18 protein-coding genes and 2 pseudogenes are annotated in these 15,330 nt (G+C 73.4%); 7 read left to right on the top strand and 13 right to left on the bottom strand.

The genetic code is table 11. The features are described 5' to 3' along the window. On the bottom strand, positions 1–992 hold a 992-nt coding region (locus ACZ518_RS31885), incomplete at its 3' end, for a DUF6777 domain-containing protein (protein WP_469116502.1). A 186-nt stretch (positions 993–1,178) separates the two neighbouring features. Between ACZ518_RS31885 and ACZ518_RS31880 the strand changes: the two are divergent. The 3 genes and pseudogenes from ACZ518_RS31880 to ACZ518_RS31870 form a co-directional block, all read left to right on the top strand. Beyond that, a pseudogene (locus ACZ518_RS31880) lies at positions 1,179–1,853 on the top strand (YndJ family protein); the annotation flags it as partial. A 220-nt stretch (positions 1,854–2,073) separates the two neighbouring features. Then, on the top strand, positions 2,074–2,604 hold the full coding sequence (locus ACZ518_RS31875) for a DUF1990 family protein (protein ID WP_469116575.1): 531 nt from the start codon (positions 2,074–2,076) through the stop codon (positions 2,602–2,604). 11 nt (positions 2,605–2,615) lie between these two features. Continuing rightward, the gene (locus ACZ518_RS31870; RefSeq protein WP_469116574.1) at positions 2,616–4,055 is read left to right on the top strand and encodes a lipase maturation factor family protein; all 1,440 of its coding nucleotides are present in this window, start codon (positions 2,616–2,618) and stop codon (positions 4,053–4,055) included. Here ACZ518_RS31870 and ACZ518_RS31865 read toward each other — a convergent pair. Next, positions 4,041–5,024, bottom strand: coding sequence for an NAD-dependent epimerase/dehydratase family protein (locus ACZ518_RS31865; RefSeq protein ID WP_469116501.1), 984 nt, complete (start codon positions 5,022–5,024; stop codon positions 4,041–4,043). The genes ACZ518_RS31870 and ACZ518_RS31865 overlap by 15 nt on opposite strands. Positions 5,025–5,214: 190 nt before the next feature. Then, positions 5,215–5,385 carry a hypothetical protein gene (locus ACZ518_RS31860; protein WP_469116500.1) on the bottom strand — a complete coding sequence of 57 codons (171 nt, stop codon included), beginning with the start codon at positions 5,383–5,385 and terminating at the stop codon, positions 5,215–5,217. A gap of 294 nt (positions 5,386–5,679) precedes the next feature. Here ACZ518_RS31860 and ACZ518_RS31855 point away from each other — a divergent pair, with 294 nt between their 5' ends. Continuing rightward, positions 5,680–6,090 (top strand): hypothetical protein, encoded by a 411-nt coding sequence (locus tag ACZ518_RS31855; protein WP_469116499.1) that lies wholly within the window; start codon positions 5,680–5,682, stop codon positions 6,088–6,090. Positions 6,091–6,134: 44 nt separating this feature from the next. Here the strand turns inward: ACZ518_RS31855 and ACZ518_RS31850 are convergent, their stop codons facing one another. After that, positions 6,135–7,610 carry an SDR family NAD(P)-dependent oxidoreductase gene (locus tag ACZ518_RS31850; RefSeq protein ID WP_469116498.1) on the bottom strand — a complete coding sequence of 492 codons (1,476 nt, stop codon included), beginning with the start codon at positions 7,608–7,610 and terminating at the stop codon, positions 6,135–6,137. Between ACZ518_RS31850 and ACZ518_RS31845 the strand changes: the two are divergent. Further along, positions 7,492–8,616, top strand: a pseudogene (locus ACZ518_RS31845) (DMT family transporter); the annotation flags it as partial. The gene ACZ518_RS31850 and the pseudogene ACZ518_RS31845 sit on opposite strands and share 119 nt — an antisense overlap. 111 nt (positions 8,617–8,727) lie before the next feature. On the opposite strand, the gene ACZ518_RS31840 reads toward ACZ518_RS31845, so the two are convergent. After that, positions 8,728–10,098 carry a transglycosylase family protein gene (locus tag ACZ518_RS31840; RefSeq protein ID WP_469116497.1) on the bottom strand — a complete coding sequence of 457 codons (1,371 nt, stop codon included), beginning with the start codon at positions 10,096–10,098 and terminating at the stop codon, positions 8,728–8,730. 442 nt (positions 10,099–10,540) lie between these two features. Here ACZ518_RS31840 and ACZ518_RS31835 point away from each other — a divergent pair, with 442 nt between their 5' ends. Continuing rightward, positions 10,541–10,804, top strand: coding sequence for a hypothetical protein (locus tag ACZ518_RS31835; RefSeq protein WP_469116496.1), 264 nt, complete (start codon positions 10,541–10,543; stop codon positions 10,802–10,804). Further along, positions 10,804–10,977, top strand: a complete 174-nt coding sequence (locus ACZ518_RS31830) for a hypothetical protein (RefSeq protein WP_469116495.1) — start codon at positions 10,804–10,806, stop codon at positions 10,975–10,977. The genes ACZ518_RS31835 and ACZ518_RS31830 overlap by 1 nt, the downstream gene beginning before the upstream one ends. A gap of 276 nt (positions 10,978–11,253) precedes the next feature. On the opposite strand, the gene ACZ518_RS31825 is transcribed toward ACZ518_RS31830, so the two are convergent. The 8 genes from ACZ518_RS31825 to ACZ518_RS31790 all read right to left on the bottom strand — a co-directional run bounded on the left by ACZ518_RS31825 (position 11,254) and on the right by ACZ518_RS31790 (position 15,320). Continuing rightward, positions 11,254–11,883 (bottom strand): aspartate/glutamate racemase family protein, encoded by a 630-nt coding sequence (locus tag ACZ518_RS31825; protein ID WP_469116494.1) that lies wholly within the window; start codon positions 11,881–11,883, stop codon positions 11,254–11,256. Beyond that, on the bottom strand, positions 11,877–12,218 hold the full coding sequence (locus ACZ518_RS31820; RefSeq protein ID WP_469116493.1) for a GNAT family N-acetyltransferase: 342 nt from the start codon (positions 12,216–12,218) through the stop codon (positions 11,877–11,879). Before ACZ518_RS31820 ends, ACZ518_RS31825 begins: the two co-directional genes overlap by 7 nt. A gap of 15 nt (positions 12,219–12,233) precedes the next feature. Then, positions 12,234–12,653, bottom strand: coding sequence for an aspartate 1-decarboxylase (panD, locus tag ACZ518_RS31815; RefSeq protein WP_125818283.1), 420 nt, complete (start codon positions 12,651–12,653; stop codon positions 12,234–12,236). Positions 12,654–12,907: 254 nt separating this feature from the next. Next, positions 12,908–13,309, bottom strand: a complete 402-nt coding sequence (locus ACZ518_RS31810; protein ID WP_469116492.1) for a DUF6463 family protein — start codon at positions 13,307–13,309, stop codon at positions 12,908–12,910. 140 nt (positions 13,310–13,449) lie between these two features. After that, entirely contained in the window at positions 13,450–13,626 is a 177-nt protein-coding gene (locus ACZ518_RS31805) for a hypothetical protein (RefSeq protein ID WP_469116491.1), read from the bottom strand. Between the two features lie 9 nt (positions 13,627–13,635). After that, complete coding sequence (locus ACZ518_RS31800; RefSeq protein ID WP_469116490.1) at positions 13,636–14,073, bottom strand: DJ-1/PfpI family protein; 438 nt, start codon at positions 14,071–14,073, stop codon at positions 13,636–13,638. 18 nt (positions 14,074–14,091) lie between these two features. Beyond that, on the bottom strand, positions 14,092–14,862 hold the full coding sequence (locus ACZ518_RS31795; protein ID WP_469116489.1) for a methyltransferase domain-containing protein: 771 nt from the start codon (positions 14,860–14,862) through the stop codon (positions 14,092–14,094). An 86-nt stretch (positions 14,863–14,948) separates the two neighbouring features. After that, a complete protein-coding gene (locus ACZ518_RS31790; protein ID WP_469116488.1) occupies positions 14,949–15,320 on the bottom strand; it encodes a hypothetical protein in 372 nt (123 codons plus the stop codon). Between the last annotated feature and the right edge of the window lie 10 nt (positions 15,321–15,330).

The raw sequence follows: 15,330 nt of genomic DNA, 5'->3' as shown, positions 1-15,330 counted from the left end.
AGATCCGAGGCGGGGGGCTCCCCCGCAGCCGGGGGGCCGGCCGGCGGGGCCGGCGGGGATGAGGGCGGGGTGGTCCGGGGCCGGTTGCCGGGGTCCGCGCCGGCGCAGGGGTCGGCGGGGTCGTCGGGCGGGGTCGCGGGGGCGTTCGGGATGCCGTCGGCCGGGTCGTAGGGGGGAACCGTCCTCGGGGACTTGTCCTGGGCGCCGTCGTCGCCCGCCTTGCGCTCGATCCAGGTGTTGTCGGCGATGTTGACGATGACCAGCCTCTTGATCACCTGGACGGTCGGCTCGATCACGATGACCTGGGTGGGCTGGTAGCCGTTCCACTGGTCGCCCTTGAGCACCGGGTTGCCCTTGGCGGAGCGCGGCGCGGCGAGGGGGTTGCCGCAGCCGCAGCGCACCCGGGGCATGCCGTGGTCGTCGACGAGTACGGCCGTCCCCGCCTGGAGCACCGACTGGTATCCCTCGGCCCGGCCGTCCCGGAAGCCGTGGTTGGTCACCCGGGTGTCGGCCCGCAGCACCACCGGCGTGAGGGCCCGCAGGAAGTCGGGGATCTTCTCCTGTTCGATCCCGGCTGCCTGGGCGAAGGAGCGGGACTTGGCGTCGTCGGAGGTGAGGGAGGCGACCTGGCGTTCCACGTCGCAGCTGCCGAGCCGGTTGGTCCCCCCGTACAGGCCGGGGGTGGCGGCGCCGACCGTACGGATGCCGCGGCCGCTCGCGTTGGGCAGCGGGGGCTGGACGGGGGCCGACTCGGCGGTGGCGGAGGAGGGGGTGAACGGGTCGGGTCCGGCTGCTCCGACGGGCTGGAGGGTGAGCTCCAGGCTCTCGGGGACCGGGCCCTTGGTCTGTTCGGGGGCGGCACCGGAGCAGCCCGCGGCGATCAGACCGAGGAGCGCCAAGAGGGCCGTACGGACGGGTACGTGACGGCGCGGTGTCTGACGGGGCGGTTCCTGACGGGATGTCGGTGCGGGCACGTCGTTCAGGTCGTTCACACTGCTCTCCCTTTTCGCCCCGGTTGCTCCCTCTTGTCTGACGCATGTCCCGCGGCACCGCAACCGGAGCGCCTCCACCTCGGTATTGAACATGTTCAACAGAACCCTTAGGGTCGGGACCGTTGGTTGAACACGTTCAAAGGAGCGGTCGTGACGGTACTCGTGAACCTGATCGTCACCCTCGGGATGGGCTGGGTCGTCCCCGTGGGCCTGCGCCTGATCGACCCGGCCGGTCTGCGGACCGCCGCCCGGCTGTGGCCCCTGGCCGCCGCTCCGGGGGCCCTGTGCCTGTGGCTGCCGCGCGGCCCGGCGGCCACCGTGCTCGCCGGGCTCTATGCCGCGGCCGCACTGGCCCTGGCCTGCCGGGGCGCCGCCCGGCTGCCGCGCACCCGCCCGCCGGCGCCCGCCGAGGCCGCCGCGTTCACCGCGCTGGCCTCGCCCTCGGTGGCGGCCTGCGCCCTGGTCGCCGAGCGCGCCGGGTACCGGCTGTTCGGCTTCGACCTGGACGTCCTGGCCCTGACCGTCCCGCACTTCCACTTCGCCGGGTTCACGGCCGCCCTGGTCGCCGGTCTGGTCTGCCGGGCGGCGACGGCCGGGCGCTGGGCGCGCTGGGCGGCGTACAGCGTCCCGGCGGGGACCCTGCTCGTCCTGCTCGGCTACTTCGTCGACGACTGGGCCGAGCTGCTGGGCGCGGTGGTGCTGACCGCCGGGATGTGGGCCGTGGCCCTGGTGACCTGGAGGGACGTCCGGCCCCGCGCACGCGACCGGGGCACGGGGGCACTGCTCGCCACCTCGGCCGCGGTGCTGGTGGCGACCATGCTGCTGGCCCTGTGGTGGGCGGCCGGCGAGGCCACCGGGATCGTCCACCCCACCCTGACCTGGATGGCCGCCACCCACGGCCTCGGCAACGCGCTCGGCTTCGCCCTGTGCTCGCTGCTGGCCTGGCGCCGTCTCACCCGGGACCGCACCGCCGCGCCCGCCCCGGACCGCCGGGGCCCGGCTCACGCCGGCCGCCCCCTGACCGCCACCCCGCGCGGCACGGATGACCGCCGCCCGCACCAGCCCGATCGGAGATCCCGCCATGACCCGTCTCATCAACGCCGCCCGGCCCGTCCTCAACTACCCCGACCGCGGCGCGACGCTGCGGCGGCCGCTGCCCGACGGCTACCACCACCTCCACTACCGCACCCGGATCGGGCACGGCCGCGCGGTGTTCGAGGCGGCCGGCGCGGCCGTCACCGCCTTCGGCGCGCACCGGGCGACCGGGGCGAGCGTCCGGGCGGACGGGCCGGCCGTCCCGGGCGCCCGGGTGGAGATCGGCCTCGGCGTCGGCCCGCTGCGGATCACCGTGCCGTGCGAGGTGATCTGGACCCCGGAGGGTCCCGACCGGGCCGGCTTCGCGTACGGGACCCTCACCGGGCATCCCGAATGCGGGGAGGAGTCCTTCCTGGTGGAACTCGCCGCCGACGGGACCGTGTGGTTCGAGGTCACCGCCTTCAGCCGCCCCACCGCCTGGTACACCCGCCTCGCGGGGCCGCTCGTCCCCGTGCTCCAGCGGGGCTACGCCCGGCTGCTCGGCCGCCACCTGCGCGCCCTGGCCGCCCGCGGCTGATACTGGAGGGGATGGACTGGTTCACAGCGCCCGGCTACTGGCTGGGCCGGCTGGTCTTCCAGCGGGCCCTGGCCGGTGTCTACGTCTTCGCCTTCGTCGGGGCCGCCCTGCAGTTCCGGGCCCTGATCGGGGCGCACGGCATGCTGCCCGTCCCGCGCTACGTGCGGTACGTGCCCTTCCGCCGCGCCCCGAGCCTGTTCCAGCTGCGCTACTCCGACCGGCTCTTCGCCTCCTGCGCCTGGGCCGGGGCGGCCGTGGCCGCGGCGCTGGCCGCCGGGGCGGGGGACCTGGTGCCGCTGGGTGCCGCCATGGGGATGTGGGCGCTGCTGTGGCTGCTGTACCTGTCCATCGTCAACGTCGGCCAGACCTGGTACTCCTTCGGCTGGGAGTCCCTGCTGCTGGAGGTCGGTTTCCTCGCCGTCTTCCTCGGCAACGCCCGGGCCGGGCCGCCCGTGCTGGTGCTGTGGCTGCTGCGGTGGGTGCTGTTCCGGGTGGAGTTCGGCGCCGGGCTGATCAAGATGCGGGGCGACGTCTGCTGGCGCCGGCTGACCTGCCTCTACCACCACCACGAGACGCAGCCGATGCCGAACCCGCTGAGCTGGTTCTTCCACCACCTGCCGAAGCGGCTGCACCGGGTGGAGTGCGCGGCGAACCACTTCACCCAACTGGTGGTGCCGGTACTGCTGTTCACCCCGCAGCCGGTGGCCTCGTACGCGGCCGGGATCATGGTGGCCACCCAGCTGTGGCTGGTGCTGTCCGGGAACTTCGCCTGGCTGAACTGGCTGACGATCACGCTCGCCCTCTCGGCGGTGGACTTCACGGGGATCGCCGGCCCGCCGCCCGCCGCCGCCTCGCGCGGGGCGCCCGTCTGGTACGCGGTCCTGGTGTGCGCGGTGACCGCGCTGGTGCTGGCGCTGAGCCGGCACCCGGTGGCCAACATGGTCTCGCGCCGCCAGGTGATGAACCGCTCCTTCGACTCCCTGCACCTGGTCAACACCTACGGGGCCTTCGGCACCGTCGGCCGGATCCGCGACGAGGTGGTGGTCGAGGGCACCGCCGACCGCGTCCCCCGCGAGGACGGGGACTGGCGCGAGTACGGCTTCAAGGGCAAGCCGGGCGAACTCCGCCGCATCCCCCGCCAGTTCGCCCCGTACCACCTCAGGCTCGACTGGCTGATGTGGTTCGCGGCCCTCTCCCCCGGCTACGCCCGGGACTGGTTCGGGCCGTTCGTGGAGCGGCTGCTGGCGGGCGACCGGGACACGCTGCGGCTGATCCGCCACAATCCGTTCCCGGACGCCCCGCCGCGCTTCGTACGGGCCAGGCTGTACCGCTACCGGTTCACCACGTGGCGGGAGTTGCGCGAGACGGGCGCCTGGTGGCACCGCCGGCTGCTGCGCGAGTACCTGCCGCCGACCCGCCTCACGGAGGCCGCCTCGTCAGAGCCCGAGTAGGGCCGCCTCCCGTTCCGCGGAGATCCCCTTCCGCGGGCGGTCGGGGCGCTGCGGGGCGACCCCGCCGATCGAGCGGAGCCAGGCCCAGGTGTCGGCGACGGTCTCCTCGACCGGCCGGCAGGTCAGGCCGGCCTCCAGGGCCTTGGTGACGTCACCGCCGAACATGTAGTCGTGCAGTTCGCCCTCGGGGAGCCAGACCGGCAGTTCCGTCCAGGGCTCGATCCCGGCCTCCTGGATCGCGGCCGCGCCGGTCCAGTGCAGCTCGGGCGTGCCGCCGGTGGCGGTGGCGCAGGCGTCCAGGAGGCTGCCCATGGTGGCGTGGCCGGTCGGGGAGACCAGGTTGTAGGCCCCGCCGAGCCCGGCCCCGGCGGCGTCCAGGGTCCAGTCCGCGAGGTCGCGCACGTCGATGTACTGGAGCGGCAGGTCGCGCGGGCCGGGGGCGAGCATCGGGCCGCCGCGGGCGGTGCGGTCCAGCCACCAGGGCAGCCGGCCGACGTTCTCGTAGGGGCCGAGGATCAGCCCGGCGCGCACGAGCAGGGCGCGGTCGCCGAAGGCGTCGAGGGCGGCGAGCTCGGCGCCCCGCTTGTCCTCGGCGTAGGCGGTCTCACCGGCGTCGGGCGAGCCCTCGACCACCGGGGCGTCCTCGGCGTGGCCGGCGGGCGCGGGGTAGGTGTACACCGAACAGCTGGAGATGTACGCGTAGTGCGGGGCCCGGCCCGCGAGCAGGCGGGCGGTGTCGCGCACGGCCGTGGGGGCGCCGCCCCAGGTGTCGACGACGAGGTCCCACTCCCCCTCGGCGAGGGCGGCGAGCCCGCCGGGGGCGGTGCGGTCCCCGTGCAGCGCGGCGGTTCCCGGCGGGGGCGCGTGGTGCCCCCGGTGGAAGACGGTCACTTCCCAGCCCCGGTCCAGGGCGTCCTCGGTGATCGCGCGCCCGACGAATTCGGTCCCACCCAGCATCAGGAGTCTCATGCCCCCGACCCTGCCGGGCACGGTCCGGCTGCGGAAGACGTGATCGCCCACAGCGATGACGCTGACGGCGTAGGTCCTTCGGGAACCGCGGCGGTGCGGTGCGCACGCGCCGCGCCCCCGTCGCCGTGGGGCGCGGGGGCGCGTTCTCGCCGTGGAGCCGGGGCCGGAGCCGGGGGCCGGTGTACGGCCGTCAGTCGATGCCGGGCAGGATGTGCGGCTCCGCCAGGTCATCCTCGTAGCCGGCCAGCCGGATGGGTGCGGAGCGCGCCCAGACCTCAAGGCTGCCGAGTTCGTCGGACCGCGTGGTCGCCCCCCGTCCCGGGAGCTCCAGAGTCGGGTCGGTCTTCTTGGTCTCAGTCACCGCGCACTCCCTTGTGTGGCGTAACCCGGCGGGCGGGACCGCGCGCCGGATAGGGGAATTCAGAGGTTCGTCCGGACGCGGTGGCGCCTTGGTGGAGCGGTGCCCGGGTGGGGCTCCTTGCGCCTTAGGGTACACATATGAGCGGGGGTCCGCTCGATGGAACGGTAAAATCCGCGCTGGACCGCTTGTTTTCGCCCCGAGTTCAGGAAGTCGTACGTCGGCGTGTCCGCCGGGGCTGATCTGCTCGTCGGCGGTGGCGCGTGCGCGCGGACGACGGAGGGAGCCGTTGTGGCTATGTCGGGGTTGCCCACGATCGACAGTGTCGACCAGCTGATGGAACTCCTGCACGCGCACCGGGGCGGCCCGGGGCTCCAGACGGCCGCCCTGCTCCGCCGCTCGCACCCCTTCGACAAGGAGCTCCAAGTGGCCGGGCTGGTCCACTTCCTGGGCCCGCTGCTGTCGGCCCAGGGGGGCGACGCGGCCGAGGCGGTCCGCCCCCTGCTGGGCGACCGGGTGGCCCGCCTGACGAGGCCCGACGGGCCGGACGCGGCCGGGGACGGGGCGGCAGAGGCGCTGCGCCAGGCGGTGCGGTCGGGCGGCACGTCGGGCCTGGACGCCGGGGTGGTGGAGGACTGGCGGCCGCTGCTGGAACTGGTCGCGGCGGGGGCCTGCGGAATCCACGGGACGGTTCGCCCGTACGAGTGAGGGGCCGGCCGTCCCGGCGGGACGGCCGGCCCCTCGTGGGCCGTTTACCAGTTGGCGGGGGCGTAGTCCTTCAGGAAGACCCCGTAGAGGTCCTCGCCCGCCTCGCCCCGGACGACCGGGTCGTAGACGCGGGCGGCGCCGTCGACCAGGTCGAGGGGGGCGTGGAAGCCCTCCTCGGCGAGGCGCAGCTTGTCGAAGTGCGGGCGCTCGTCGGTGATCCAGCCGGTGTCGACGGAGGTCATCAGGATGCGGTCGGTCTGGAACATCTCCTGGCCGCTGGTCCGCGTCACCATGTTCATCGCGGCCTTGGCCGCGTTGGTGTTCGGGTGCCCGGCGCCCTTGTAGCCGCGGCTGAAGACGCCCTCCATCGCCGAGACGTTGACGACGTACGCGCGCCCGCTGGCCGCCTTGCGGGCGGCGTCGGCCATGGCCGGCCGGAGCGCGCTGATCAGGATGAACGGCGACGTGTAGTTGCACAGCTGGGTTTCCAGCAGCTCGACCGGGGAGATCTGGTCGATGGTCTGCACCCAGGTGTTGCTGTCGACGACGTCGGGCAGCAGGCCGCCCGCGTCGATGGCGGTGCCGGCGAGGTGCCGCTCCAGGCTGGCGTTGCCCGCGACCAGGGCGAGGTCCGCGACCTTCTGGGCCTCCAGCCCGCTGACGCCGACGGGCAGCGCCGCCAGACCGTCGACCGCACCCGAGTTGAAGGCGCCGATGACGTGGTGGGCGGGGAGCTCGCCGGCCGGCAGCGGGGCGCTCTCCCCCTCGACGAGCGCGGCGTACGCGGTGGGGAGACGGCGCACGGTCTGCGTCGCGTTGTTGATCAGGATGTCGAGCGGACCGGCCGCGGCCACCTGGTCGGCGAGCGCCACGGACTGGGCCGGGTCGCGCAGGTCGATGCCGACGACCTCCAGGCGGTGCATCCAGTCCGCCGAGTCCTCCATCGCCTTGAAGCGGCGGATGGCGTCCTTGGGGAAGCGGGTGGTGATCGTGGTGTGCGCGCCGTCGCGCAGCAGCCGCAGCGCGATGTACATGCCGATCTTGGCCCGGCCGCCGGTGAGCAGCGCGCGCTTGCCGGAGAGGTCCGCGCGGGCCTCCCGCTTGGCTCGGTTCTCGGCGGCGCAGCCCGGGCAGAGCTGGTGGTAGAAGTAGTCGACCTCGACGTACCGCGTCTTGCAGACGTAGCAGGAGCGCGGGCGCTGGAGTATCCCGGCGATCCGGCCGGCCTCGGTGACGGAGGAGGGCAGGATGCCCTCGGTCTCGTCGTCGATGCGCTCGGCGGAGCCGGTCGCGGTCGCCTCGGTGACGGCCTTGTCGTTGGCGGTCTTGGCGGCGCGGCGCTCCTGGCGGCGGCGCTGCTTCACCGTGCGGTAGATGCCGGCGGTGGCGCGGCGTACGGTGATGGCGTCGGGGTGGTCGACGTCGATCTTGTCGAGCTCGTCGAGCACGCTGAGGCAGACGGCGAGGCGCTCGGGGTCGATGCCCGGCCCGTATGCGTGGTTGTCTTCGGTCACCGTCATGGCCGCTGCCGTTCCTTGTTCGCTCGTCCGCGTCCGCCTGCTGCGGAAGTCCCCAAAACGGAAACTGTACGGATCCGACACGCCCGGGACCAAACCCGTTGCCGCCCGATGCACGGACCGCGAGGGACCTGTCACGGTATGCAGGGGATCAAGGCCCTTCGTCCCCCTCGGGCGGCTTGCGCGTACTCCCGCTGGTGTATGCCAGGAGGATGACTCGGCCCGCGATCAAGGGGCCTGCGGGCGGATGAACGGCGCGCCCCTTTGGGGCATGGTGGATCTCATGAGTGCCCTGGCCCTGTCGGTTCTGCTCTGCCTGGTCTCCGCCGTCGCGTACGCGGGCGGCGCGATCGTCCAGGAACACGTGGCGGCGAGTTCGCCGGACCGCCCCTACGCGCCGCTGCGCCGCGCCGGCTGGTGGGCGGCGGTCGCGCTGAACGGCCTCGGGGCGCTGCTGCACGTGGTGGCGCTGGCGTTCGGGCCGCTGAGCCTGGTGCAGCCGCTGGGTGCGCTGACCATCGTCTTCGCGCTCCCGATGGCGGCCGTGTGCGTGGGGCGCCGGGCGGGCGCGGCCGCGTGGCGCGGGGCGCTGCTGGCGACGGCGGGCCTGGCCGGGCTGCTGGCCCTGACCGGCGGGGAAGGGGCGGGGCGGCAGGCCCTGGCGGGCGGTGAGCGGAGCCTGCTGCTGGCGGTGACGGCGGCCGGGGCGGCGGTGCTGGTCCTGGCGGCGGGGCGGATGCGCCGGGCGGTGCTGCGCAGCGTGCTGCTGGCCGCGGCGGCCGGTACGGCCTTCGGGATGGGCTCGGTGTTCACCAAGTCGGTGGCCGAGGGCTTCTCGCCGGGGGCGCTCGGCGCCCTGTGGCCGGACCTGGTGGCGATCGCCGTACTGGCGGCCGGCGGGCTGCTGCTGTCGCAGGCGGCCTACCGGGGCGCGGGCCTGACCGCGCCGCTGGCCACGGTGACCGTGGTCAACCCGGTGGTCGCGGCCGCGGTCGGGATCTCGCTGTTCGACGAGGGCTTCCGGTACGGGACCGCCGGGGCGGTGGCGGCGCTGGCGAGCGGCGCGCTGGCGGCGGCCGGCCTGGTCCTGCTCACGGCCGTGCCGCCGCACGTGCGGGGGTCAGATTCCGACGCCCTTGTTCCGGAGGTACTTCAGGGGGTCGATGTCGGAGCCGTAGCCGGGGGCGCTGCGCATCTCGAAGTGCAGGTGCGGGCCGCTGGAGTTGCCGGTCGAGCCGGAGCGGCCGATCCGCTGGCCGCCGGAGACCTGCTGGCCGGCCTTGACGCCGAGCGCGGACAGGTGGGCGTACTGGGAGTAGCGGCCGTCGGCGTGCTTGATGACGACCTGGTAGCCGTAGGCCCCGGCCCAGCCGGCCGACTCGATCGTGCCGGGTCCGACGGCCTTGACGCTGGTTCCGGTGGGCACCGGGAAGTCGACGCCGGTGTGGTAGCCGCTGGACCAGGAGGATCCCGCGACGCGGTAGGCGGTGCCGATGCCGGCGTCGACGGGGGCGGTGAAGGCACCGCCGCCCGAGGCGGGCTTCTGCTCCGCTGAGACGGGCTTGCCGGCGGGCTTGGCGGCCGGCTCGGGCTTGGGCTTCTCGGCGGGCTTGGACTGCTCGGGCTGGGGCTTCGGCTTCTCGGCCGGCTTGGACTGCTCCGGCTTGGGAGCGGCCGGTTCCACGGGCTTGACCGGCTCGGCGGTGCGCGGCGGCTTCTCGGGGTTCTGCGCGGGCGGTGCGGTGGTGATCCTGAGGGTGAGCCGCTGGCCCGGGAAGATCAGGTTCGGGTTGCCGCCGACGGTGGACCGGTTCGTCTCGTACAGGGCCTGCCAGCCGCCCTCCACGTGCTGCTCGGAGGCGATCGTCGAGAGGGAGTCCCCGGGGGCGACCACGTACGGGCTGGGCAGGACGGAGGTGCCGGTCGGGCGGGGCATGGTGACGGGCGTCGGGGTGGTGGCCTTGGTCGGCTGGATCAGGTCCTGGTGCGCCTGCCCCGAGGGCTTCGCGGCCGGTGCGGCCGACGGTTTGGCCGAGGGCTTGGCCGAGGGCTTGGCGGCGGGCGCGGCCGCCGGCTTCGCGGGGGCCTTGGCGTCGATGACGGGCGCCGGCCCGCTGCGGCTGAGTCCGGCCTGCGGGCCGCACGCGGGCCAGGCCCGGGGGCCCTGCCCCTTGAGCACCTTCTCGGCGACCGCGATCTGCTGGGCCTTGGTGGCGAGGTCGGCGCGCGGGGCGTAGGCGGTGCCGCCGAATTCGCGCCAGGTGCTCTGGCTGAACTGGAGGCCGCCGTAGTAGCCGTTGCCGTTGTTGATCTGCCAGTTGTTGGTGGATTCGCAGGCGGCGACCTTGTTCCAGGTGTCCACGGAGGCGGCCTGCGCGTCCGTGGCGCCGATGAGGGGGAGCGCGATCCCGGCGCCACCTGCGGTGACGACGAGCGAGGCCCGGTTGATGCTGCTCGGCTGGTACCGGCGGTGCCGGCCCCGTACACCCATGGGAGCCCCCTAAAAGACATCAGGAACCGCACAACCTAACGGCGGCCCGATGAGCTGACAAGGGCGACAACCAGCCGTAGGGCGGCGTGAGTTGACGATCGCACAGTCCTGCGTCCGGGGTCCGGCGAATCCGTGGATCCATGACGGTTTCCCCGTCCGTCACGTCCCCGCGCGCAGCGCCCACGGCACCGACGGGGCCTCGGGGTCACCGGGCGGTACGACGGCTCCCGCCGGTTCTCCGGCCTGCTGCGCACGATCGCCGGCCGGACCAAACACCCGGTCGCGGTGCCCGGCGCGGCCTACGGCGAGGGCATCGTGCTGCACGTCCGCGGCCGGCTGCCGAGGCGCTCGCCGACCTGGAGGCGGCGGTGGGGGCCGCGGACCGCTTCGCACACGAGGGCCACTCCCCGGCCCGGACCGTCCAGCACGACCCGCGCGTCTCGTGCCGTTCGTACGACGCCTCCCCTGGCTCGCCGGCGACGGGGCGACCGTCACCGAGCGGCGCCGGCAGCTGCTCCACCTGACCGCGTACGACAGCCGGCCCTCCGACCGCGCCTTCGCCCTCTACGTGGACGCGGTCCTGGTCGCCCGGGAGGGCGAGGTCGGCACCGCCCTGGCCTGCGGCGGCGAGGGCGCGCGGCCCGCTGCGCCTCCCGGAGGGCCGGGCCCTGACGCACTCGGGCCGCGAGGCGGAGGCATCGCCTGATGCGGTCCGCCCCGGCCCCCCTGCGCCCGCCCCGGACCCGTCTCCGGCTCCCGCCGCACCCGGGGGTGCCGAAGCAGGCCCAGCACCACGCGGGTCTGCGGGAGGAGGCCCGGAGCACGCTGCGCGAGATGCCGGCCGTCGTCGAGCACCGCCGCGAGAGCACGCCTGTCTGAGCCCGGCGCTGCCGTCGGCGCGGCTGCTGCGCGAGCTGCTGGACCGAGGCGCGGCGGCGGTCAGCTCAGCGGCCCCGGCTGCGGGATCGGCGCGGGCCCGGGCGGCGGGGGCACCGGGTCGGGCTCGGGGAAGGGCCCCGGCACCGGGGGCACCGGGCGCGGCACGGGGCCGGGTTCCGGCAGCGGCGGGAACGGATCGGGAGCCGGCCCGGGGTCGGGTACGGGCGGCTGAGTCTGCTCAAGGTTTCGCACCATACCGCCCACCTTCCCCCGATCTCAGCCGGTACGCCCCCCGGCGAGCGCGGCGGCCAGCCCCAGGGCCGGGCTGGCCAGCACGGGCACCCGGGTCCGCGCGAGCCCGACGGCCCCGGCCATGGAGACCTGGGCCAGGACGATGACGTCGGCGTCCGTGACGGCGTCCACCGCCTCGGCCACCACGGCCGAATGGCCGTCGAGGTCACCGGCCGCGAAGCGGTCCCAGGCCCCGGGCACGAGGTGCGCACGGACGGACAGGGGCCGCTCGCCGGCCTCCTCGGCCAGCAGCGCCCCGGTCGGGCCGAAGGTCGACTCCACGGTCGCCAGTACGGCGACCCGCGGACCCGTACGGACGGCCTCGGCCGCCATCGGCCGGTCCACCCGGAGCACCGGGAACGGGAGCTCCGGGGCCAGGTCCTCCGCGACCGCCCCGATGCTGGAGCAGGTGACCAGCACGGGGCCGCCGGCCTCCCGAAGCAGCCCGAGCAGCTCCGGCACCACGGCCTCCGGCCCCAGGGCCCGGGCCCGCTCCAGCAGCTCCGGGACCACCAGGTGGCGCAGTACGACCCCCGGATGCCCCGCGTCCCTCAGGGCGTCGAAGACCGGCACGTGCGCCGCGGAGGTGTGCAGCAGCGTCAGCCCGCTCACCACAGCTCGGCGTCCTGCTCCAGCTGCGCCCGCGCGGCCGCGACCACGTCGCCCGGCGCCTCGGGCGCCAGCTCGGGATGCCTCGTCGCCCAGGCGGCGGCATAAGGACAGAGCGGCACCACGGCCACCCCCTCGTCCCCGGCCATCGCGTAGAACCGTTTCACGAGCTCCCCGCCGATCCCCCGCCCCTCTTGCCCGGGCTCGACGACGGTGTGCACCGCCACCAGGGCGTGGGGCTCCGCGGCGAGCACGAAGTACGCGATGAACCCGACCACCCTGCGGTCCTCGACGGCCAGCAGCCGTCCGGCCTTCCGCTCGTCCACCAGCTCGATCGCCACGGCCACTCCCTCAGCTCAGACAGCCACCGAATGCGGGCTGCGCTCCTGGTCCGTACCCGGCACCGGCGCGGAAGGATCCGCCCCCAGCTCCACGATCCGGTTGTCCCCGTCCACGTGAACCACCCGCGGCTTCAGCGCGCGCGCCTCGGCATCCTCGACCTGCGCGTAGCTGATGAGAATGACCAGGTCCCCGGGATGCACGAGGTGCGCGGCGGCACCGTTGATCCCGATCACCCCGGACCCGCGCTCCCCCTCGATGACGTACGTCTCGAGCCGGGCCCCGTTGGTGATGTCCACGATGTGGACGAGCTCCCCGGGCAGCAGATCGGCGGCGTCGAGCAGGTCGGCATCGATGGTCACGGACCCGACGTAGTGGAGGTCGGCCTGCGTCACGGTGGCCCGGTGGATCTTGGACTTGAACATGGTGCGAAGCATGGAATAACTCCCGGAATGTCTGCTCCCTGCCTGCATTCCGCAGGTCAAGGGCGGTCCCAGTAGCCTACAACGATTCGCATCTTCGGTCAGCTGTCCCCAGGTCTTCCAGGACTCATGCTGACCCGTTGCTGACTTCCCTGAGGCGCCGTCAGGTTGGATCGGAGGGGCCTCACGGTCTCCGAGGCACCGTCGTTACCCGCTGTACCAGGTGAGAACGACTCCGTATGGCTTGAGCAGCCGGTGAGCTCCACCGCCTACGAAGGTCGCGGGCCGTGCTCTGCCGCTTCTGCTGCTGTCGTGGCCTGTGCATCCTGCCGGGAAGTGAGCAGAGCCAGTACCCCGAGCACGATCAGCCCGGGCGCGCCGGATACGGGGTAGAGGATCTGCAGCGGTACGCCAGTGGCGAGCAGGTACCAGCCCAGTTGTGCCGGGAGTCTGCCGGTGTCGCGGACGATGCGCCGGCTCAGGGTGCCTAGGGCAAGCAGGCCGAACCCGGCGAGAAAGAACCACATCTCGTATTCGCGCTGCGGCTTGCCGGGAACGGCGTTCCAGAATCCGTCGGCGGCCAGGTCGTCGAAGGTGCTCGATGCGATCAGGGCGACCGCGAAGTGCGCCGCGGCCAGGCCCATGACGAGCCGGGGAATCAACCGGGTCACTGCTGACCTCGTCTCTTTGTGGATGGTGATGGCGATGGTGGCAGCGGCGGCGGGCAGGCGGCATGGGCCGCGGTCGAGCAGGCGGCCGCCGGCCCTGCGCGCTCTAACCGCCTACGATTCGCTGAACTTCGTGGATTCGATCAGCTAGCGGACCGCCAGACGGTGCCGCGTCGTTCGTACTCGAGCACGGTCTCGGCGAACACCGCACTCTGCGGGCCGAAGAAGCGCTCGACGAGCCAGAGCCCCAGGTCGATTCCTGAGGTGACTCCGCCGCAGGTGACCAGATCACCGTCGTCGACGACCCGGCCGTCGACCACCTTCCCGCCCTACGCCAGCAGGTCCTGCTGGGCGACGTGGCGGGTCGTGCAGGGCCGTCCTGCGGTGATCCCGGCGGCGGACAGCAGCATGGTCCCGGAGCAGACTCCCGCCAGGGTCAGGCCGGGCCTACGGGCGGCGGCCAGTGCCTTGGGCAGGACGCCCCGCCGGATCTGTTCGTCGAGTCCCGAGCCCTCGCCGTAGCCGCCGCCGGGTACGACGAGCAGGTCGGCCGAGCGCGGGGACCAAGGGGCGCGTATCACGATCTCCATGCCGGCCGAGGTGGTCACGGTGCGCGGGCCCTGGGCGGTGACGAAGGTCTGCTCGATCCGGCCGTCGTGGCCGAGGATGCCGAAGACCTCGACCGGGCCGGCGAAGTCCTGCTCCTCCACGCCGTCGTAGAGGACGGTGTGGACCCGCAGCGGTTTGCGGCTGGGTGCGGCGGGCATATCGCCGTACCCCCCCCATCAGAGTCTACGGGCGTGCCCCAGGTAGGTGACGGCCGGTCGGCTGTCAGGCGCGAGGACGAAGTCGACGAGCGGTGCGATCTCCTCGTCGGTGATCTGACCGCGCCGGCGGGCGAGGACAGCCTTGACGAGGTTGCGCGGGTCCTTGGGTCTGAAGTCGCAGATGTCTTCGTTGATCAGGCCATTGCGCTCCAGCATCTCGGCAAGTGCGCGCGGGGTCCGCAGCCGTGCCGCCGCATACCGTCCCGGAGGCATGATCCGGGTCATGGGCAGCGCCTGGAACGCGCCGAGGTAGACCAGCCGGGACAGCAAGGTGCGGTTGACGGTGTCATAGACGAGGATGCCACCAGGCTTGAGCACCCGGGCGGCCTCTCCCAGCACCCACCGAAGGCGCGGAGTGATCTCGAAGGTATCGGCGTAGTATGCGAGGTCGAACTCCGCGTCCTCGAAGCCCAGTTCCTCGGCCGCCGCGGTCTTGTACGTGATGCCGGGCCCCTCGCACCTGTCCGCCTCTTGAGCCATCGCAGTCGCGCTGGGGGACGGATCGACGGCGACGACGTCGAACCCCAGGCGCCCCAGGCCCCGCGCCAGCAGCCCGCGGCCGCTCCCCACAACCAGAGCCCGCCTGCCGCCCGCAGCGGTCAGGCTGTGTCTCTCCAGAGCACCCGTCAGATATTCCATACGTACGCCTTGGAAGGCAACGGCCCTGATCTGGCGGCCATCGACCGCCTCGGGGGACGGTGAGTCGAGCGCGATATGCTGAGCAACCACCAGTTTCTCCCTCCTCCGCTCACCAGAACTGCGACTCGATTTCCCTCAAGGAACGTACCGGGTACAAGTTCCCTTGAGGCGTGGGGCTACGGAGCAGGCCGCGACGCTGCTCCCTTGCGGTGGATCTTGCGCGGCCGCCATGGTTCGTCGGTGTACATGCCGGGGGCGAAGCGCTGGACCGCGGCGACGATGAGGTCGTGGTGCTCACGCCGCCGCCGGGGCCGGAGACCGTTCCCCAGGGCGTAGTAGGGCACGGGCATGGGCCGGTTCAACACGCGGCCCTTCCCCGGAAGAGCGGCACCTGCACGCATGCGTAGCACCAGGACACCCCGGTTCGGCGTGAACTGGACCGCGTCGAGGTCCGCCCAGGAAGTGGTCTCGACGCCGTACCGGTGCACCGTGCTGATGCCTGCCGCGTCAATCCTCAGTGCGGGCTGTCGCCACGCGCCGATGAACACCGGCTACCCC

The sequence above is a fragment of the Streptomyces sp. NPDC033966 genome, assembly GCF_055575955.1.
Note: the sequence above shows the minus strand (reverse complement) of the source record. Positions and strands in the feature narration are given on the sequence as shown.